Source organism: Pseudoalteromonas sp. SG45-1 (genome assembly GCF_014164135.1).
Lineage (GTDB): Bacteria > Pseudomonadota > Gammaproteobacteria > Enterobacterales > Alteromonadaceae > Pseudoalteromonas > Pseudoalteromonas distincta.
The window spans coordinates 57,893-78,081 of the sequence record NZ_JACJEP010000017.1; the positions used below are offsets into that span (position 1 = coordinate 57,893).

Below are 20,189 nucleotides of genomic sequence, written 5' to 3' on the forward strand. Positions count from 1 at the left end.
CTAAAAAATGCAAAGCACAACACAAAATTATGAGTTAGAAGAAATCGACTTACTTTTAACTGATGCCAATATTGCCACTATGGATAGCAATATAAATGCCCCTTATGGCGCAATCGAAAATGCTGCTATAGCCATTAAAAATGGTAAAATTGCGTGGATTGGAGAGCAATCAACATTGCCTAGTTTTGATGTGTTTGCAACGCCGACATTGAGTGTAAAAGGACAGTGGTTAACGCCGGGCTTAGTAGATTGCCATACTCACTTAGTATTTGCAGGTTCAAGATCGCAAGAGTTTGAACAGCGTTTGCAAGGCGTAAGCTATGAGCAAATCGCAGCACAAGGCGGTGGCATAGCAAGCACGGTTAAAGCCACAAGAGCAGCCGACCGTGAACAATTGTTTGTTGATGCAAAAGATCGCTTAAATACGTTATTAAAAGAAGGTGTAACCACCGTTGAAATAAAGTCTGGTTATGGGCTAGATACTGAAAATGAGATAAAAATATTAGAAGTCGCTCGTTTATTAGGTCAACATCACCCTATTGATATTAAAACTACTTTTTTAGGGGCGCATGCTCTACCGCCTGAATACAAAGGCCGTGCTGATGAATATATTGATTTAGTGTGTACTGACATGCTTGATCAGGTAGTGGCTAATAATCTTGCTGATGCAGTCGATGTATTTTGTGAAAATGTTGGGTTTAGTTATTCGCAAACCAAACGTGTTTTCCAGGCGGCTAAAAAGCATAACCTCCCAGTAAAATGCCATGCTGAGCAGCTATCTAATCAACAGGGTGCTAAGCTGGTGGCGCAGTTTAATGGCCTTTCGGCGGATCATATTGAGCATCTAGATGAAGAGGGTGTAAAAGCCATGGCAGACGCTGGGACGGTAGCGGTATTATTGCCAGGTGCATTTTATTTTTTAAGAGAAACTAAATTCCCACCTATTGAATTACTTAATCAATATAAAGTACCGATAGCTATTGCGAGTGATTTTAACCCAGGTACTTCACCACTATGCTCAGTGCACTTGATGATGAACATGGCATGCACATTGTTTAGATTAACACCTGAGCAAGCATTAGCTGGTGTTACTCGAAATGCAGCTAAAGCACTAGGTTTAGACGACCGTGGTATTTTAAAGGTTGGCGCAAGAGCTGATATTGCGCATTGGCAAATAAGTCATCCATCACAATTAAGTTACCAATTTGGCGTAAATAAACTGTTAAATTTATGGATTTTGGGTAGAATTAATTAGTTTGTATTATTTTTACCCACATATAACTTGGTTTAAACTTTTTTAGCGAATACGGATGCCGTTAATTTGAACATACTAACCGACAGTAATTTCCCAATATTTTTTAGTGGTGCACTATTAATGGCGATGATCGCCACTTTATTTGCTGTTAAAAATACCAGTATTAAATTTAGTTATTTATGCACAGCTGCTGTTGGTTTAGCTATTTTAAGCAGCGGTGCGGCTTGGCTTGCTATTCTACTAGCCTTTGGGTTTTGTTTTCACTTATGGCAAGCATTTGAGCGAAATAATTGGAGCATGATAATTACCAGCTCAATGGCTGGTCTTTTATTTGTTGTTCTATTTTCAGCTCATTTATTATTGGAAGTTCCGCTATTTTGGGTTGTGTTAGCAATATTATTATTAGCTATTGTAGGTTTTTTAAATGATGAAAGTGCTGAAATAGAAGTCGTTATAGAGCCAGAACCTGAAGGTGATGCATTTGTTGAAGAGTCTCCGCTTTCAGTTTTTGCAGATAGAAAACAGTTACGCCAAGGTTACTATACATGGTGCGACAACAAACAAATAAGCGCAGCGTTAATCGTTATTCGCCTTGAAGGCTTTGAGCAAGTTAACCAGCATATTGGACGCGACTTTGGCGATATACTGTTAGCGCAATCGGCTAATCGAATAAAAGAGCTACTTTCAAGTGACGAAATAGTGACTTTAACTGGACAAGAAAAGCTAGCCCACTTAGGGGGTCTTAACTTTGCATTTATTTGTAGTTTCGCGAATCAAAAACACTTACATGAATTAGTTATTGACCAAATACTGGGTGCAACGCTTAAGCCATTTAATGTTGCTAACTGCACTGTAGAAGTAAAAGCGAGAGCGAGTTATGTTGATTGTAATGAGCAAGATAACAACTTTGATAATTTAATATCGTACGCATACCTAGCACTCGATAGCCACCCAGATCGCAAGGTTGTTCCTTATCATCAACAAATGATGATTGAATTGCGAGAGCAACAAGCGCGACTAAAGGAATTAGCAAATATTGATTTTTCGAGCGAGTTAGAGCTTTATTTTCAGCCTATTATTTGTAACGAAAACGGTCAAATTGAGTTTTTAGAATTACTACTGCGTTGGCAGCACCCTAAGCAAGGGATTTTATCCGCTAACAGGTTTATCGACGACATTAGAATTGCAGGGCTTGGTTATCCACTCGCTAAATTTGTAATAGAGAGAGCTGCTGAGCTTGCAATGGCGCTTAGAATAGAAGGTATTTCTATACCGCTTAGCATTAACGTATTTGGTCCTGAAATGCTTAACGAAGAGTTTATTGAATTTGTTGATGTTGTTTTAAGTGAGCATCACTTGGAAGCTGGCGATTTAATTGTTGAATGCCCTTTGCATATTTTTGCGGGACTAGATGATAAAGGCAGAGGCATGATCGCAAGGCTTAATAACATAGGCTTAAAAGTATGTGTTGATGGACTTGGTGATAACCCGGTACTGCTTTCTAAGTTACCAAGCTTAGCGGTAGAGTATATTAAGGTTTCACCTTCACTCACTGCTGACTTTAGTAATCAAAACAATATACGCAGTTTAGTTAGCGGAATGGTTGAAATGCATAACCAACAAAAAACAAAAGTGATTTTTGAAGGGGTAGAAACACTTGAGCAACTTAAGTTTGTAAAAAGCTTAAAAGGTTATGCTGCCCAAGGTTATTACTTTGGTCACCCGCTAAGTAGTATTGGTTTAATGAGCTGGCTAAAAGAGTGGCGATTAGTTCAACAGCGCTAAGTGTTTTCTTTGGCTTGTAGATAGCTATTCACAAGTGCACTGATCACTTGTCCTACATGGGCAGCACCGGCCTCAACTCCGTTAGGGTGCTGGCTAGGCGCTGCTTCACATAAATGTAAGTACTTAGAGTCGCGATGGTTTGCTGCTAAATGCACAAAGTGCTCAGTGTCATTCACACTAAATCCGCAACATGTGTACGCACTCACCGGCATGTAAGTAATACTATCTAAATCAACTTCAATACCCAGTGGTAAATCGTTAAAATTACTTAATGCGTTTTCAATTGCCTGCGTGAGTGTAGTTTTTCGCTTAACTTGTATTGATTGATAGCTATCAAACGTAAAGTTAGCTTCACTCATTGCATCTATAATTGCTTGATTGTTTTTTATCTCATGTAAGCCAATAACGTGGTAATTACTTAGATGTTGCTCGTTATAAGCGTAGCGAAAGCCATTGCCGCTATGGCGACCTTCACATTCTCTAAAGTCGGCATGGGGGTCAAAGTTGATAGCATTAATAGGTGTATTTTTTGACTTACTCAGGGCACGGATAATTCCCAAGCAATTGTTATGACCTCCGCCAATAACGATTGGCTCAAGCCCCGCTTTAAAAATAAGGCTCAATACCGACTCTACGCGTTCATCAAGCTGTTGGCATAAATCTCGTAATTGGGTTAACTGCTGGCCTTGCTGATTATTAAGCTGGTTGCTTTGCGCCATTAAATCATCAGTATTAACTTCACCCAATAAAAGCACTTTTTGAGTGGCAATAAATTGATTGTGAGGTTGGTTTAAAAAGCGTTTTAAAAAAGCCGGCCATGCTTCGTTTGCACCGCCATTTCCTAAGTTTGCTTTTGGGCCGATATCTTCGCAAATACCCAGAAGTACATAGCGGATACCAAATTGAGCAGCGTCAACAAGTGCTTGTTGCAGGTTTACTTGGGTGTCGAGCAAGGCCATTGATTGCCATGCTTTTTTCTCATTTGCGCGGGTAGAGCAAAGTGTTCTAACCGCGCTTTCATCATATACTTTTAAATGGGAAGTCACGTTATACTTCTACAACTTCCAACTCTAATTCTTCTGCAGATAAAACAATGCCTGTGCTATCAGCATAAATAAAGTCGTCATCAAAAAATGATACCCCAGCAAAGTTAACGCCTATAGCGTCTTCACCAGCACCTTCGCTGTCGGCTGCAACAGGGATTGAAGCAATTGCTTGAATGCCTAAATCAAGCTCTTCAAGCTCATCAACGTGGCGTACTGCGCCGTAAACAACAATACCATTCCAGTTGTTTTCAAGTGCTAGCTCAGCCAGTTCAATGTCGATTAGTGCGCGACGAGTTGAGCCGCCACCATCAATAAGAAGTACTAGGTCTGTACCATCTTGAGAAAGTAATTCGCGGATGAGTTCATTATTTTCAAAACATTTAACCGTTTTAATGCGGCCACCAAAACTGTGTCGACCACCAAAGTTGATGAACATAGGCTCTAGCACGTCAACCACGTCAGCAAAGTGGTCGCATAAATCAGAAGTGCTGTAATCCATTATTTTATCCTCAAAAGGTACATTAATTTATATCTCAGTATACCCTCCTTATAAGCAATAACAACGACTTAATCGCAGTAAATTTAGGCAAAACAAGCGCTAAATCATTAATCGCAATAATAGTGTATTAAAAGCGTCACTCAATTGTTATTTACAACACATAAGCTAAATCGGTGTTCATATGTTATGCGATGAGGGATGGTGATGAATAATAATATGCTTAAAAAGGTAACTCAGATAGATGAGCAATTATTTTTAACTTTGTTTAATTGCAATTCACCGAGGTGGTTTAAAACAATGGCCTTTGGTTTGTCTAAAAGCGGTGATGGTGGGCTTTATATATTAATATGCTTAGCAGTGTGGTGGCTTAGTAATAATGAACAGCACCAATTATTGCCTGTCACTATATTAATTGGTTTTGCTATAGAAAGACCTATTTACCTACTAGCTAAAAATAGATTTGCTCGGATCCGTCCATGCGACTGCTTAGTAACAAATGCCTATATAGTACCAAGCGATAAATTTAGTTTACCATCGGGTCACAGTGCTGCAGCCTTTTTAGTGGCAATTATATTAAGCCATTTTTTCCCAGAATATGCATTACTACTATTTAGTTGGGCTACCGGCGTTGCTATGTCTCGTGTGGTATTGGGTGTGCACTTTCCTGCTGATATTATAATAGGCGCAACGATTGGTAGTTTTTGTGGTTTATTTGCGTTAGCACTCGTGGTGCCTGCATGAAAATATTGTATGGAGTACAAGGTACCGGTAATGGTCATATAACGCGCGCTCGGGTTATGGCAAGCTGCTTTAATAAGCTCGGTATTGATGTTGATTATGTGTTTTCAGGGCGCGCAAATAAAGATTACTTTGATATGCACGAATTCTCAGATTATAAAGCGTATCGTGGTTTGTCGTTTAGCACTGAAAATGGGCAAGTTAAAAATTTAAAAACACTTAAAAACATGCGAATTTGTAAGTTGGTGAGTGATATAAAATCGCTTGAGATAAAACAGTACGATTTTGTACTTAACGACTTTGAGCCTGTTACAGCATGGGCTGCAAAACGGGCAGGTATACCCGTTATTGGCATTAGTCACCAAGCAGCATTTTTGTCAGATAACGTACCTATGTTTGGTCGTGGCGTCCTGAGAAAATCACTTATCAAGCATTATGCACCAGCGACTACCTACTTAGGCGTGCACTGGCAACCATTTGCAAATAATATAATACCGCCTTTTATTGCTCATCATAATCACGACAACCCTGTAGCAGTAATGAACAAGGTATTGGTATATTTACCTTTCGAAAACTTAGATAGCGTTGTTGATTATTTAAAAGACTTTCCCGAAAAAGAATTTTATTGCTATCACCCAAATGCCAGCAATCAGTCTTTTGGACATATACATTTACGAGCCCCTTCACGTTCTGGCTTTTTAAACGACTTAGCAAACACAAGTGGTGTTGTTGGTAACGCGGGATTTGAGCTTGCCAGTGAAGCGCTTAAGTTAGGTAAAAAGTTACTATTAAAGCCTTTAGATGGTCAGTTTGAGCAAGCAGCAAATGCACAAACTTTATTTTCCATGGGCATGGCGCATGTTATGAACTATTTAAACCCTCAAGCCCTTGATGATTGGAATAGCGCGCCGCAAAACAAGCAAATAAATTACCCCAGCGATCCCGCGCCTTTAATTGATTGGTTGGTTAAACAACAATGGAATAACACACAATCGTTACATAAAGGTTTGTGGGATAGTGTCGCCTTATAGCCATCACATTTAAACTGTTTAGAATTACCAATAATAAAAGTTAAATTAATTAGTCGCTTGTGATCTATTAGCTATAATAAAAATGCATATTCAAAAAAGGCGTTAGCGATGAATTTTTTACAAAACTTAACAATTAAACGACGTTTACAACTAAACGCAGTCGTTGTTGGTTTAGCAATGGTGGTCCTTTTATGCGTGATTATTTTTGAATCACGTACAACCTTGAGCTTAAACAAGACTATTCAATTAGCAGAAGAGCTCAACGTACATGCATTAGCATTGCGTAAACATGAAAAAAACTTTTTGTTTTATAAACAAGAAGATGCGTTAACTGCATTTGAAACGGATTTTGAGCAGTTAAGTGATAAAGTAAAAAAGTTACAACAGTTAATGGCTAACCAAGGTATTGCACAGGAGCAGGTCCAGCGCTTTGAGCAACTAATAAATAGCTATAATAATGATTTTGAAACTGTTGTTAAGCTTCAAAAAGAGATTGGTTTAACCCCGACCGACGGGTTATATGGCAAGCTTAGAAGCTCGGTTCATGAAGTTGAGCAACTATTAAAAGAGCAGCAAAATTACCAACTGCTGTCGTCAATGCTGCAACTAAGACGCTCAGAAAAAGATTTCATGCTGAGATTTGATATTAAGTACCTAGGGCGTTTTAATGAGGGAATTAATACATTTAAGCAGCAGATAGCTGCAGCACAGCTGCCAAGCGACTATAAAGCACAAATTAATCCTTTGATTGATATATACCAAAGCGAATTTCAAACACTTGTGCAGGCGCAAACTAAGCTAGGGCTAGATCTTGAGTCAGGCGCACTTGGAGTAATGCGTGACAGTGTAGATAAAAGCGACGCCATTGTTTCTAAAATCGTTAAAGACACTAAGTTACAAGTAGAGCAAAGTGTAGAGCAGGCTCAATTTTTAGCTATTTTGGTATTTTTGATTGCAGGTGTGATTGTATTAGCACTCGTTTATTTTACAAGCCACTCCATTATCGTACCTATTGAGCGGGTTTATCACACCATTAACGATATTCGCCGTAATAATGATTTGAGCGTGATGATAGAGCAAACTGGTAAAGACGAAATTACCACCATGACGGTCGACTTTAATAGCTTAATAGGCGATTTTAAGAACTTAATTAACGAAGTTAATGGTGCTTTAAACACGCTTAATGTAGCAACAGAGCATTTATCACAAAGTACCGCAGCAACAAGCTCTGGTATGCAAGAGCAACTACATGAAGCCGACATGGTTGCAACTGCAGCCACCGAAATGCAGGCGACGATTCAGGATATTTCACATAATACTGAGGCGGCTGCGAAAAAAGCAGAGTCAACAAATTTAAGTGCACAACAAGGGCGTAGTGAAGTAGATTCTACCGTTAAGCACATTAGGGCCCTATCTGATTCGCTGGGGAATGCATCAAATGTAGTGTCGCAACTTGAAAAAGATGGTGAAACAATTGGTTCAGTGCTTGATGTAATTCGAGGGATTGCAGATCAAACAAATTTACTTGCACTTAATGCGGCAATAGAAGCGGCCCGTGCTGGTGAGTATGGTCGTGGTTTTGCTGTTGTTGCAGATGAGGTTCGTTCATTAGCAAAGCGTACTCAAGAGTCTACAAGTGAGATTGAAGGTATTATAAGTACCTTACAGCAGCGTACTCAAGAAGTGGTGAGTATTATGCACAAATGTCGCTCTCAAGGTGATGAAAGTGCCTCGCAAGCAATTAAAGCAGGTGAGCTATTAGGCGCAATTACTGAAGATGTACAAACAATAATGGAAATGAGCTCTCAAATAGCGGTTGCTATTGATGAGCAAAGCCAAGTGGCGTCAGAGGTTAATAAAAATGTAGTAAGAATTCGCGATATTGCACAAGACGCAACTGAACACGCTGCTAACAATGCGCAAACAAGTGAAGAAGTCTCTGAGCAGGCTCGCGTTCTGTTCACTGCAATTGATAAATTTAATGTTTAATAACGCTTAATAGAACGGGCCTACAAAGTTTAAGGAACAAATTTTATAGGCACGCTATCCTTACTTTTTTCGTGTTCAGTTACCCGCGCTAAATATTCACTCCACAATGTATCTTGTTGCTGTTGTAGTTTTTCAAAGTAGCGCCAGCTAAATAGTCCGCTGTTATGGCCATCGTCAAAATCTAAACGAAGTGCGTAATGCCCAACAGGTACAATACTTTTTATTCCTACAGCTTGCTTATTAAGTACTAGCTTCATTGGGCCAGAGCCATGGCCCTGCACTTCAGCTGAAGGGGAGTGTACACGTAAAAACTCACAGCTAAATACAGCTTTACTGTCATCATCAAAGTAAACATCTAGATTTTTACTTACACTGTGGTAATGCACTTTTGTTACGTGTTTCATTTAATATATCCCATTAAAAAGCCCCCAATCTGGAGGCTTTTAGTATAACGTTTATATTCGTTTTATAGAATAAAGCGGCTTAAGTCTTCATCTTCAACAAGTGCACCTAAGTGTTTCTCAACATAAGCGGCGTCGATTACTAATGACGAGCCTGCTTTTTCAGAAGCGTCGTATGAAATTTCTTCCATCAATCTTTCCATTACAGTGTGTAAGCGACGAGCACCGATGTTTTCGGTTTTCTCGTTAACTTGCCAAGCTGCTTTGGCAATACGTTCAATTGCATCGTCGCTAAACTCAATCGATACCTGCTCAGTTTTAAGCAGCTCTCGTTGTTGCTCGGTAAGCGATGCATGAGGCTCTGTAAGGATGCGTTTAAAGTCATCTGCAGTAAGTGCTTCAAGTTCTACTCGAATCGGTAAGCGGCCCTGTAGCTCTGGGATCATATCTGATGGCTTTGCCATCTGAAACGCACCAGAGGCAATAAACAGCATATGGTCAGTTTTAACCATTCCGTGCTTAGTATTTACAGTTGAACCTTCAATTAGCGGTAGTAAGTCGCGCTGAACACCTTCTCGGCTCACATCTGGACCTGAAGAATCGCCGCGCTTACAAATTTTGTCTATTTCATCAATAAACACAATACCGTTTTGCTCTACTGCAAAAATAGCTTGCTCTTTTAGCTCTTCAGGATTTACTAATTTAGCGGCTTCTTCTTCCGTTAATAGTTTGAAGGCTTCTTTGATTTTTAGTTTACGCTTAGTGCGCTTATCGCCGCCCATGTTTTGAAACATGCTTTGTAGCTGGTTGGTCATATCTTCCATACCAGGAGGCGCCATAATTTCTACGTTTGGTTGTGCTTGTGCTAAATCGATTTCAATTTCTTTATCATCTAGCTGACCTTCACGTAGCTTTTTACGGAACGTTTGGCGAGTTGATGAGTTATCATCACGCTGCGTTTCGCCGTATTGATCTTTCGCTGGTGGTAAAAGGGCATCTAAAATGCGCTCTTCTGCTGCTTCTTCGGCGCGATGTTTAAATTTCTTAGTCTGCTGTTCGCGAGTCATTTTAATTGATACATCGACTAAATCGCGGATGATAGTCTCAACTTCTTTACCAACATAGCCAACTTCAGTGAACTTAGTCGCTTCTACTTTAATAAAGGGTGCGTTAGCAAGTTTTGCTAATCGGCGTGCAATTTCTGTTTTACCTACACCGGTTGGACCAATCATTAAAATGTTTTTTGGTGTTACTTCGCTGCGTAAATCTTCTTTGAGTTGCATGCGGCGCCAGCGGTTACGAAGTGCGATAGCCACTGCTTTTTTTGCTTTAGCCTGACCTATAATGTGCTGATCTAGCTCGTGAACAATTTCTCTTGGGGTCATATCAGACATGATAGTTCCTATTATAATTCTTCGATTGTTTGGAAGTTATTAGTAAATACGCAGATGTTGCCTGCAATAGTTAAGCTTTTCTCTACTATTTCACGAGCGCTTAAATCTGTATTTTCTAAAAGGGCGGTTGCCGCTGATTGTGCAAAGTTACCACCACTGCCAATTGCAATTAGGTCGTTTTCAGGTTGAACCACATCGCCATTACCGGTAATAATTAAAGAGGCTGTTTCGTCTGCAACAGCGAGCAGCGCTTCGAGTTTTCGAAGTGCACGGTCGCTGCGCCAATCTTTAGCCATTTCTACTGCGGCTTTAGTCAGGTTTCCTTGGTGCATTTCTAATTTGCTTTCAAAGCGTTCGAAAAGAGTGAAGGCATCAGCAGTACCGCCGGCAAAACCAGCGATTACTTTGCCATTATAAAGACGTCGAACTTTACGGGCGTTGCCCTTCATTACTGTATTACCAAGAGACACTTGGCCATCGCCGCCAATTACAACCTTGTCGCCACGGCGTACACTTACGATAGTAGTCATGTTATTCCTCATCATCGAGCTGCAGAGGCAACTCGTAAAAAACGATTATGAAGAGGTTATATGGGTGAATGGTTTATTTTCAAGTCCAGCCCCAAATTCCGCAGCCGACTATTTTTACACGTTTAAGTTTGTTTTTATCACTTTCGGCTTGGCGTTTGGTTTTATATGGGCCTAAGCGCACTTTATACCAAGTACCATTGCTGCCTTCAGCCTGTTTTATTTCAGAAATGAGGCCTGCAAATGCTATTTTAGCTTTTAGCGATTCCGCTTGTGCGTGGGTTTTAAACGAACCACACTGCATAACGTAAGGACCTTTTTGCTCAAGTTCTTTCACTTCAACTTGAATCTCGTGGTTTCTAATTTCTTTAATAAACTCTGGTGTGCGTGGAATAACCACTTCTACTTTTGCGGGCGCAGTGGGGTTTGCTTGTTTTTCGACAAGTTTTGGATCTGCATTACTTTTTATAAACCATAATGTATAAGCAAAACCACCGACGAGTAAGATGGCTATGACAGCTAAAAGAATAGGAAATGGTTTTTTAGCGGGTGCGTTTTTTTTACTGTTTCTGCCTGCAGGCTTTTTGTTAATATAATCGTGCTGTGCCATGGTGTTATTTTGGCCTTAACCTAAATCATGTCTATAGGGTCTACGTCTAAGCTCCAGCGTACTTTTTGTGCAAGTTTACTTGAACTTAAATAATCAACCATTTGCGCAAGGTACTGATGTAATATGCGACGATCTTGCGCTTGAATATGTAATTGAAAACGATACATACCTGCGACTTTTTCAAGTGGAGCAGGGATCGGGCCGAGCAATTGTATACCAGATACCCCATTCACAGGAACCAAATCCGTCAAAAAATCGACGACTAGCTTAATGCTGTGTCCTTGTGCACGGACAATAGCCATATTTGTAATGGGTGGTAAGTCTGCATCATCGCGTTCACTCAGTGCAAAGCGAGCAAAGTCTTGGTAACCATTATTAACTAAGTCTTGTAAAAGTGGGTGTTCTGGAAAGTGTGTTTGTAATAATACTTGGCCAGGCTCCCCTGAACGCCCAGCTCGCCCCGCGACTTGAGTAACTAACTGTGCTAAATGCTCTGTTGCCCTAAAGTCGCATGAGTATAAACCGCTATCTACGTCTAAAATTATAACAAGGCTTACATCTGCAAAGTGATGGCCTTTGGCAAGCATTTGTGTGCCTACTAAAATGCGTGCACCGCCTAGGTTTATTTCATCTAGTGCTTTTTCAAGGCTGCCTTTACGGCGAGTTGAATCGCGGTCTATGCGAGTAACGGGTGTATCTGGAAACTCGGTCGATAAAAACTCTTCAATTTGCTCTGTACCTTTGCCATTTGGAAATATTTGCGTACTTCCACAATCAGGACATTGGTGAGGAACAGGGTATTGATCGCCACAGTGATGACAAATCATTTGCCCAATCGCTTTATGAAATGTGGCGCTGGTACTGCAGCGTTTACATTCACTTAGCCAGCCACATTCATGGCAAATAAGAGTGGGTGAAAAACCTCGACGATTCAAAAAAACCATAACCTGTTTACCGCGATTTAAGTGTTGGCGCATAGTTGCAAGGCTTGCATGTGCAATACCTGCTTGGTCGGGTTGGCCTTTCATATCGAGTAACTTAAATTGGTTATCTGTCGCAGTTTGCGCGCGCTCGGTTAAACTTAGTAGCTGATATTTGTTATTAATTGCTTTGTGAAGTGTTTCAAGTGCGGGTGTAGCACTGCCTAATATAAGTGGTATTTTATGCTGAAAAGCTCTGTATGCAGCTAAATCACGAGCATGGTAACGAAGGGTATCTTGTTGCTTAAATGATGAATCGTGCTCTTCATCGACAACTATCATACCGAGTTTTAAAAATGGCAGAAAAATACTCGAACGTGTGCCTATAACTATTGCACAACTGCCTTTTTCGCAAAAACGCCATGTTTGCAATCGCTCGTTGTCGGTAAGGGCTGAATGCCAAAGCATAATGGGTGTATCAGGAAAGCGGCGACGAAAACGGTTTACAGTTTGTGGCGTTAAGCCTATTTCTGGCACTAATACTAATGCTTGCTCGCCACGTTTGAGTACTTCTTCTAGGCACTGTAAATACACTTCTGTTTTACCACTGCCAGTTACGCCTTCTAATAAAAAGCTGCTAAATCCACTACTTTGATTTATTGCCGTACAGGCAACCGCTTGTTCTTTATTAAGTACTGGTTTACTACCGACAGTTGGAGCAACACTTTGCCATTGGTTATCGTGCTCAATAGTTTGTGTTATGAGTTCTTTATCTATTAGGCTATCGATTGTTTTTTTACTAAAGCCAAGAGCTTTTAATTCGGTTAACGATGATTTCCCCGATTGCGATAACTGCTTTAATAAATTGAGCTGTGTTTTAGCTTTTAATGACGGTACTTTTGCACCTTTTTCTGTCAGGGCAACCATATTAATACTGGTTTTATCTGGCGATTCACCTTGGCGAAGTACACTCGGTAGCGCTATATGAATAGTTTCGCCTAAGGGGTAGCAATAATAGCGGGCAGTAAAGCTAAGGAGTTCTAAATGTTGGGCACTTAAAATAGGGGTGTCGTCTATTACCTCTATAATATTCTTAATTTTATTTAAAGGGACGTCGGTACTGTTTTTAATGCCCAGAACAACAGCCACTTTTTTTTGATTACCAAAAGGCACTAAAACCCGCATGCCCGGAAGTATTGGGGTTGATAAGCCACTGAGCTGTTCTTCTATTTTATAATCAAAGGTGCGTGGAAGCGGGACTTTAATAGCAACTTCAACAAAACTCATAACAACTCAACCCGTAAAATTAATGCTGTAATGTACTAAAAATACCGCTAAAAACCTACTAGCAATAGTACTTGAGAAAGAGATTGTTCACTTTTTTAGCGAAAAGATAAATAAATACTTGTGCAGGGGAAGGTTGTTGGATAAAATCCGCCACCAACAAATTTGTTTTAACGACGTATGGTGCCAGACTTCGGGTTTGGAGAGCGATGCGGCCTTAACTAGAGGTTCCTATGAAAGAAGGTATTCACCCTAAGTACGAAGTAATTTCTGCAACATGTTCATGCGGAAACAAATTCGAAACTAGCTCAACTCTTTGTAAAGACATTCACTTAGACGTATGTTCTGCGTGTCACCCGTTTTACACTGGTAAGCAAAAGATTTTAGACACTGGCGGCCGTGTTGATCGCTTCAACAAGCGCTTCGGTGCACTTAGCAGCAAGAAGTAATTATTGCTGTTTAGTTAAAAAAAGCACCTTAGGGTGCTTTTTTTGTGTCTAAAATTTACTACTTCTTATCTTATTTAGCTTGCTCGAGCTACATCACACCTTGCATAACTATTTCCTATTCTTATTCTGAGTATGCATAAACCTTTACAGACAAATGGATAGATATTCTCTATATTTTAAATGGTACAAATTTTAACTAGGTTGATAAAAGTAGCTAACGTGGGCTTATCTGTTTTTAAAGTAGTGTAGTAGGCTGTTATTTTAAGTTTATGATGATGTGTTAAACATACATTTTTTTAATATTTTAATAGACATAAACACACCTCAAAACTTACTTTTTTGGTGAATTTTTATTTATCAAATGTTTATATAATCCTGCAAAGTTACTGAAAAACCTCTTAAAATTAAAGGATATAGCATATAACAGGATAGACCTGATATTGCTTGGAATTTAAAAATAATAAGGGTATCGTACCCCAAGACTCCACCTCTCACTTTAACTTAAATTGCAGGATACCATCGCGTTATGTCTGACTTTCGTGAACAAGCACTACATTATCACTCACATCCCGTACCTGGTAAAATTAGCATTGAGCTAACAAAACCAGCTGAAACAGTTCAAGACTTAGCCCTAGCTTATAGCCCTGGCGTCGCTGAACCTGTACGTGAAATTGCCGCAGATCCTGCAAATGCATATAAATATACCGGTAAAGGTAATATGGTTGCGGTTATCACTAATGGTACTGCAATTTTGGGCTTGGGTAATTTAGGTCCTTTAGCGTCTAAACCCGTAATGGAAGGCAAGGCGTTATTGTTTAAACGTTTTGCAGGGCTTGATTCTATTGATATTGAAGTAAAGCACAAAACAACAGAAGACTTTATTAACACGGTGGCCAATATTGCTGACACATTCGGTGGTATTAACCTTGAAGATATTAAAGCACCAGAGTGTTTTGAAATTGAAAAAGCATTAATAGAGCGTTGTAGCATTCCTGTTTTTCATGATGATCAACACGGCACCGCCATTGTTACGGCTGCCGGCATGTTAAATGCACTAGAAGTACAAGGTAAATCAATTGAAGATGCAATAATTGTATGTTTAGGTGCAGGCGCTGCTGCAGTTGCGTGTATGGAACTGTTAATTAAGTGTGGTGCACTGCGTGAACACATTTATATGCTTGACCGCAAAGGTGTTATTCATACTCGTCGCGATGATTTAAATGAATATAAACAGCTTTTTGCTAACAATACCGATAAACGCACATTGCAAGATGTAATTGCAGATGCTGATGTGTTTGTTGGTGTTTCGGGTCCTAACTTGTTAGCTGCCGAAGATTTAAAACTAATGGCAGAAAAGCCGGTCGTGTTTGCATGTTCAAACCCAGACCCAGAGATCGATCCTGCACTTGCTCACGGCGCACGCAACGATTTAATTATGGCAACAGGGCGCTCTGATTACCCTAACCAGGTTAACAATGTTTTATGTTTCCCGTTTATTTTCCGTGGTGCACTTGATGTACGTGCAAGCGCGATTAACGATGAAATGAAAATTGCTGCAGTTGAGGCTATTCGTAGTATTGCCAAAGAGCCTGTACCTGCAGAAGTTTTAAAAGCGGCAGGCGTAGATAAGCTAGAGTTTGGTGCGCAGTACATTATTCCAAAACCAATGGATCCGCGTTTACTACCGCGTATAGCTAAAGCTGTAGCACTTGCTGCGGTAGAGTCGGGTGTTGCGCAAATTGACTTGCCTGAAAACTATATGGCGTAATATATAACGCTTAAACAAAAAAACCTCAGCAATGCTGAGGTTTTTTGATTAAAAAGGTAACGATTTATTCTTCGTTTAAAATAGGCACTTCTAAACCCATTTCTTGCATTATCTTTTTAACTTCTTCTGGTACTTTTTCTGCGTTGTCTTTACGTAGGTCATCGTCATTTGGTAAAGGTTGGCCAGTAAATGCATGCAAAAACGCCTCACATAGCAATTCACTATTTGTTGCATGGCGAAGGTTGTTGATTTGACGACGCGTACGCTCATCCGTTAAAACTTTTAATACATTTAGCGGGATCGAAACGGTGATCTTTTTAACTTGCTCTGATTTTTTCCCGTGTTCTGCGTATGGGTGAATATACTCACCATTCCATTTAGCCATAAGATGTATCGTTGCCTCAGATTATTAATTTCTCACACGGTATAAAAAGCGTGTAAATATGCGTGAAATTCTATCGATTTAAAAAAGATAGTCAAATAATAGATACCGATCTATCTTAATAAGCCTATTTGGGATGTAAAAATAAGCTCACTTTTGTGAGCTAAAATGTGGTACTAGCAAACGCCTTTCCTAACTTTAGCCATCTAGAGCTTTAAAATACTTTGACTTATTAAAACGGATAACTTACTCTTTTAGACGTCTAAACATCCAAATTAATCAGGTGACGAATATGAGCGAAAAAAACAAAGCGACCATTGCTGTACGTAACGGCGTTGATGCTGATAAACATCATGGTGCAGTGGTGCCGCCAATTTATTTATCAACGACTTATTCGTTTGCCGACTTTGATACTAAGCGTGAGTATGATTATGGCCGCAGTGGTAACCCTAATCGTGATATTTTAGCAGAGACGCTTGCTAAGCTTGAAGGCGGCGCTCGTGGCATAATTACGGCCACTGGTATGGCTGCCGTGCATTTAGCTACTCAGCTACTTAACAGTGACGACACGTTAGTAATTCCACATGATTGTTATGGTGGTAGCTATCGTTTATTTACATCGTTACAAAAACGCGGACTATTGAAGCTTGAAGTATTAGATTTAACAAAAGAAGAAAGCCTTCAACAAATTTTAGCAATTAAACCTAAGCTTATTTGGATAGAGACTCCAAGTAACCCAGTACTTCGTTTAACTGATATTAAAGCGGTTACCGATGTTGCTAAGCAATGCGGTGCATTGGTTGCCGCAGATAACACGTTTTTGTCTCCTGCCTTACAAAACCCTATTAAGTTTGGTGTAGATATTGTGGTGCATTCAACTACTAAATATATTAACGGGCACTCAGATGTAGTGGGCGGCGCTGTTATTGCTGCAACACAAGAGCTTGGTGATGAGCTTGCTTGGTGGGCAAATAATATTGGTATTACGGGCGCCCCTTTTGATAGTTATTTAACGCTTCGTGGTCTACGTACTTTAAATGTGCGCTTAAGGCAGCACCAAGAAAATGCGCTAGCAATAGCTGAGTACCTTGAAAGTTCCAATTTTGTAAGCCAAGTTTACTATCCTGGACTTGAGTCGCATCCTCAACATGAACTTGCTAAAGCACAACAACTTGGCTTTGGTGGCATGGTTAGTTTTGATATTAAAGGCGATATAAACGACGCGGCAGCATTTTTAACTAGCCTTAAAACGTTTAGTTTAGCTGAGTCACTAGGTGGCGTAGAGAGCTTAATTTGTCACCCTGCAACTATGACGCACGCAGGTATGGAGGCAAAGGCACGTTTAGAAGCGGGTGTGGGCGATACGCTTATTCGTATTTCGGTTGGGATTGAAGATATACACGATTTAATAGCTGACTTTGAACGAGTATTTGAACTTGTAAAACCAGGGCAAAATAAAAATGTTGGCCGTGTAGGCAAAGGTGCTGGCACTTCTGGTGGAAACGTTAAATTAAGTGCAGCCCGTCCAGCGCTTTGGTAATTAATACCAATCCGCAATAATACCTAATCAATTTGAGGGATTAAACCGCACGATAACATCGTTAAAAATTCCTAATATAGAACAACTAAATAACGAAATTTTTGCCTTGTTATCGATACGGTTTTCTTACCTCAAAATAGACAACTTAATTAAGCGAATTGGTATAAATATGGTCAATTGTGTACATAAATTTGGTGGTTCAAGCTTAAGCTCTAGTGAGCGCTATCAAAGCGTAGCTAAAATAATTATTGGGCATACTCAGCCGGGCGACTGTGTTGTGGTATCTGCTGCAGGTAAGACTACAGATACACTTGTGTCGTTGTGGCAAAGTTATCAGCTGCAAGACACGCAAGCTGTCGCTGATATTTTACTGCAGTTAAATAACCATCAAAGCGATTTAATTGAGCAGTTATTACAAGCTGATTTAAAGCGCTGCGCACTTAGAACACTAAATACCGAGCTTAGTAATATTGCAGAACTTGCTCAAGCTGAGCAGTTGAAAGAGGCTGCGTTACTTGCGCATGGGGAACTGTGGTCAGCACGTTTACTCGCTACTTATTTACAGCAGTTAAATATTGAGGCGTGTGCTCAAGATGCCCGTAGTCTTTTTACCTTGAACGATGGTGAATTAATGCATGCGCAAAATGCGCAGCAATGTCGACAGTCAATTTTGCCTAATAAGATAAATGTTGTTACTGGGTTTATTGCCGCTGATACGAAAGGTGAGACCGTAACACTTGGACGCAACGGTAGCGATTATAGTGCAACACTACTTGCAAATTACTGTAATGCTAAGCAAGTATGTATTTGGACCGATACACAGGGAGTGTTTAGCACTGATCCTCGTAAGGTAAAAAAAGCGATTAAGTACGGCAAAATTTGTCGCGGACAAGCTAATATATTAGCTCGTTTGGGTAACCCTGTATTACATGCAAAAACACTATCGCCACTTAAAAACACAGATATTAAGCTAGCTGTTCGTAGTAGTTTTGATGTGCAAGCAAGCCCAACAGATATAGTAAAAGAAGGTTCAGCAAAGAAAAAGCGTTTTATAACCACGCTGCAAAATGTTGATTTGTTAATGGTTGAAGGATTAAGTGAAGGTGAGGTTGCAAGCGTTAGTCAGCTTATTCAGCATAGCCTTCATCATTTTAACCATAATGGTGAAGTGTATTTAGTAGTACCGGCTGCACAAACATATCAAGTTATTAATTACTTTGCTGGTAGAGCTAATATTAGTGAGTCAAATTTAAATGGCTGTGCAATTATTGCCCCTGAGCAAGACGTTAGCGTATTAAAACTGCAAGCTTTAGAAGTATTAGCTGAGCAGACTATAAAACCGCGTTTTGTGCATCAAGATAATGGTTATGTTTTATTACTAACAGACCAATTTATAGATAGCGATATACAAAGCGCCTTACACGATAAGCTAATCAATAAAGGCCAAGAAATAGCCGTTATAGTTGCGGGCCTTGGCAATGTAGGCGATGCTTTTATTGAGCAGTTATCGGCACAATTTGAGCGTTTATCAGACGACTTTAGTATTAAATTGGTAGCGCTGGTTCGCTCTAAACATATGTTATTTAATGCAAGTGGCATAAATATATCGCAATGGAAAACTCAATGGCAGCATGAGGCGAATAGCTATGAAGCTGCGGATTTACTTAATGCGATAAGCGAGCTTGACTACGAACATAAAGTTTTAATTGATATTACTGCAAGTGAGCAGTTTAGCTTTTTATATACAGATTTTGTAGACAGAGATTGTCATTTAATTAGTGCTAACAAATATGCAGGTACAGCACCTACTTCTTGGTATAAAGCACTTCGTAGTAACCTTGGCGAACGTAATTTACATTGGCGATATAATACAAGTGTAGGTGCAGGCTTACCTATCAATTTTGCTTTGGCTGATTTGCAAAATAGTGGTGATAAAATTACGCGTATTGAAGGCGTGTTCTCGGGTACACTTTCGTGGTTATGTAGTAAGTATGATGGTACCACTGCTTTTTCTGAGTTGGTATTAGAAGCACAGAAAATGGGGTTCACAGAGCCTGACCCTCGCGAGGATTTATCTGGACGAGATATGCAGCGTAAGTTACTTATTTTAGCCCGAGAGTTAGGTATAGAGCTTGAGCTTGATGATGTTAGCTTATCGGCATTAATGCCCGGTGAGCTTGCGCTAGGAAGTTGGGAAGACTTTCTAAACAATAAAGCCCAGCTAGATGCGTTCATTGAAGAGCATGCTGATACAGCAAAAGCTAATAACTCAGTACTGAGATACACAGGCCTATTAGATATAACAAAAACTGAAGTTATCGCTAAAGTAGGAGTTACGTATGTGCCCAATGGGAATGCGTTAGCAAACCTTACACCTGGCGATAATATTTTTGTAATTAATAGCAAATGGTATAGTGATAACGCGCTTGTGATTCAGGGGCCTGGGGCTGGGAAAGAAGTAACCGCTGCGGGTGTACACTCTGACTTATATTGGCTTGTTCAAAACTTAAAATAAGCGATTATTTAAATTAAAACGGCAGCTTAAATAAGCTGCCGTTTTTGTATTACAGA

The 20,189-nt window shown here is 39.9% G+C and carries 17 protein-coding genes; 9 read left to right on the forward strand and 8 right to left on the reverse strand.

Features of this window, described 5'->3' with window-relative positions; genetic code table 11:
• Positions 1-7 precede the first annotated feature (7 nt).
• Together hutI and H5117_RS14355 are read left to right on the forward strand one after the other, a co-directional pair.
• Entirely contained in the window at positions 8-1,255 is a 1,248-nt protein-coding gene (hutI, locus tag H5117_RS14350; protein WP_182696196.1) for an imidazolonepropionase, read from the forward strand.
• A 120-nt stretch (positions 1,256-1,375) separates the two neighbouring features.
• The gene (locus H5117_RS14355) at positions 1,376-3,040 is read left to right on the forward strand and encodes an EAL domain-containing protein (protein WP_182682819.1); all 1,665 of its coding nucleotides are present in this window, start codon (positions 1,376-1,378) and stop codon (positions 3,038-3,040) included.
• Here H5117_RS14355 and H5117_RS14360 read toward each other — a convergent pair.
• The gene (locus H5117_RS14360; protein WP_165723716.1) at positions 3,037-4,086 is read right to left on the reverse strand and encodes a formimidoylglutamase; all 1,050 of its coding nucleotides are present in this window, start codon (positions 4,084-4,086) and stop codon (positions 3,037-3,039) included. The two genes, H5117_RS14355 and H5117_RS14360, sit on opposite strands and share 4 nt — an antisense overlap.
• A 1-nt stretch (position 4,087) precedes the next feature.
• Entirely contained in the window at positions 4,088-4,585 is a 498-nt protein-coding gene (gene rraA, locus H5117_RS14365) for a ribonuclease E activity regulator RraA (RefSeq protein WP_002959955.1), read from the reverse strand.
• 201 nt (positions 4,586-4,786) lie between these two features.
• Between rraA and H5117_RS14370 the strand changes: the two genes are divergently transcribed.
• From H5117_RS14370 to H5117_RS14380, 3 genes are all read left to right on the forward strand, one after another.
• Positions 4,787-5,326, forward strand: coding sequence for a phosphatase PAP2 family protein (locus H5117_RS14370; protein ID WP_024596307.1), 540 nt, complete (start codon positions 4,787-4,789; stop codon positions 5,324-5,326).
• Positions 5,323-6,354 carry an MJ1255/VC2487 family glycosyltransferase gene (locus tag H5117_RS14375; RefSeq protein ID WP_024596308.1) on the forward strand — a complete coding sequence of 344 codons (1,032 nt, stop codon included), beginning with the start codon at positions 5,323-5,325 and terminating at the stop codon, positions 6,352-6,354. The genes H5117_RS14370 and H5117_RS14375 overlap by 4 nt, the downstream gene beginning before the upstream one ends.
• A gap of 108 nt (positions 6,355-6,462) precedes the next feature.
• Positions 6,463-8,343 (forward strand): methyl-accepting chemotaxis protein, encoded by a 1,881-nt coding sequence (locus H5117_RS14380; protein ID WP_182738457.1) that lies wholly within the window; start codon positions 6,463-6,465, stop codon positions 8,341-8,343.
• Between the two features lie 29 nt (positions 8,344-8,372).
• Here H5117_RS14380 and H5117_RS14385 read toward each other — a convergent pair whose 3' ends face one another.
• The 5 genes from H5117_RS14385 to priA form a co-directional block, all read right to left on the reverse strand.
• The gene (locus H5117_RS14385; protein ID WP_002958364.1) at positions 8,373-8,747 is read right to left on the reverse strand and encodes a gamma-butyrobetaine hydroxylase-like domain-containing protein; all 375 of its coding nucleotides are present in this window, start codon (positions 8,745-8,747) and stop codon (positions 8,373-8,375) included.
• Positions 8,748-8,809: 62 nt separating this feature from the next.
• Positions 8,810-10,138, reverse strand: a complete 1,329-nt coding sequence (gene hslU, locus H5117_RS14390; protein ID WP_024596310.1) for an HslU--HslV peptidase ATPase subunit — start codon at positions 10,136-10,138, stop codon at positions 8,810-8,812.
• 11 nt (positions 10,139-10,149) lie between these two features.
• Positions 10,150-10,668 (reverse strand): ATP-dependent protease subunit HslV, encoded by a 519-nt coding sequence (gene hslV, locus H5117_RS14395; protein WP_002958366.1) that lies wholly within the window; start codon positions 10,666-10,668, stop codon positions 10,150-10,152.
• Between the two features lie 79 nt (positions 10,669-10,747).
• Complete coding sequence (locus H5117_RS14400; RefSeq protein WP_024596311.1) at positions 10,748-11,275, reverse strand: SPOR domain-containing protein; 528 nt, start codon at positions 11,273-11,275, stop codon at positions 10,748-10,750.
• Positions 11,276-11,295: 20 nt separating this feature from the next.
• On the reverse strand, positions 11,296-13,482 hold the full coding sequence (gene priA / locus H5117_RS14405) for a primosomal protein N' (protein ID WP_154903921.1): 2,187 nt from the start codon (positions 13,480-13,482) through the stop codon (positions 11,296-11,298).
• A 230-nt stretch (positions 13,483-13,712) separates the two neighbouring features.
• On the opposite strand from priA, the gene rpmE reads away from it, so the two are divergent.
• Both rpmE and H5117_RS14415 read left to right on the forward strand, forming a co-directional pair.
• Complete coding sequence (rpmE, locus tag H5117_RS14410; protein WP_002958369.1) at positions 13,713-13,928, forward strand: 50S ribosomal protein L31; 216 nt, start codon at positions 13,713-13,715, stop codon at positions 13,926-13,928.
• Positions 13,929-14,454: 526 nt separating this feature from the next.
• On the forward strand, positions 14,455-15,696 hold the full coding sequence (locus H5117_RS14415) for a malic enzyme-like NAD(P)-binding protein (protein WP_002958370.1): 1,242 nt from the start codon (positions 14,455-14,457) through the stop codon (positions 15,694-15,696).
• Between the two features lie 64 nt (positions 15,697-15,760).
• Here H5117_RS14415 and metJ read toward each other — a convergent pair whose 3' ends face one another.
• The gene (metJ, locus tag H5117_RS14420) at positions 15,761-16,081 is read right to left on the reverse strand and encodes a met regulon transcriptional regulator MetJ (RefSeq protein WP_002958371.1); all 321 of its coding nucleotides are present in this window, start codon (positions 16,079-16,081) and stop codon (positions 15,761-15,763) included.
• Between the two features lie 289 nt (positions 16,082-16,370).
• Between metJ and metB the strand changes: the two genes are divergently transcribed.
• Both metB and metL read left to right on the forward strand, forming a co-directional pair.
• A complete protein-coding gene (gene metB / locus H5117_RS14425) occupies positions 16,371-17,618 on the forward strand; it encodes a cystathionine gamma-synthase (protein ID WP_182693844.1) in 1,248 nt (415 codons plus the stop codon).
• A gap of 169 nt (positions 17,619-17,787) precedes the next feature.
• Positions 17,788-20,133, forward strand: a complete 2,346-nt coding sequence (metL, locus tag H5117_RS14430) for a bifunctional aspartate kinase/homoserine dehydrogenase II (protein ID WP_182738459.1) — start codon at positions 17,788-17,790, stop codon at positions 20,131-20,133.
• Positions 20,134-20,189: the final 56 nt, after the last annotated feature.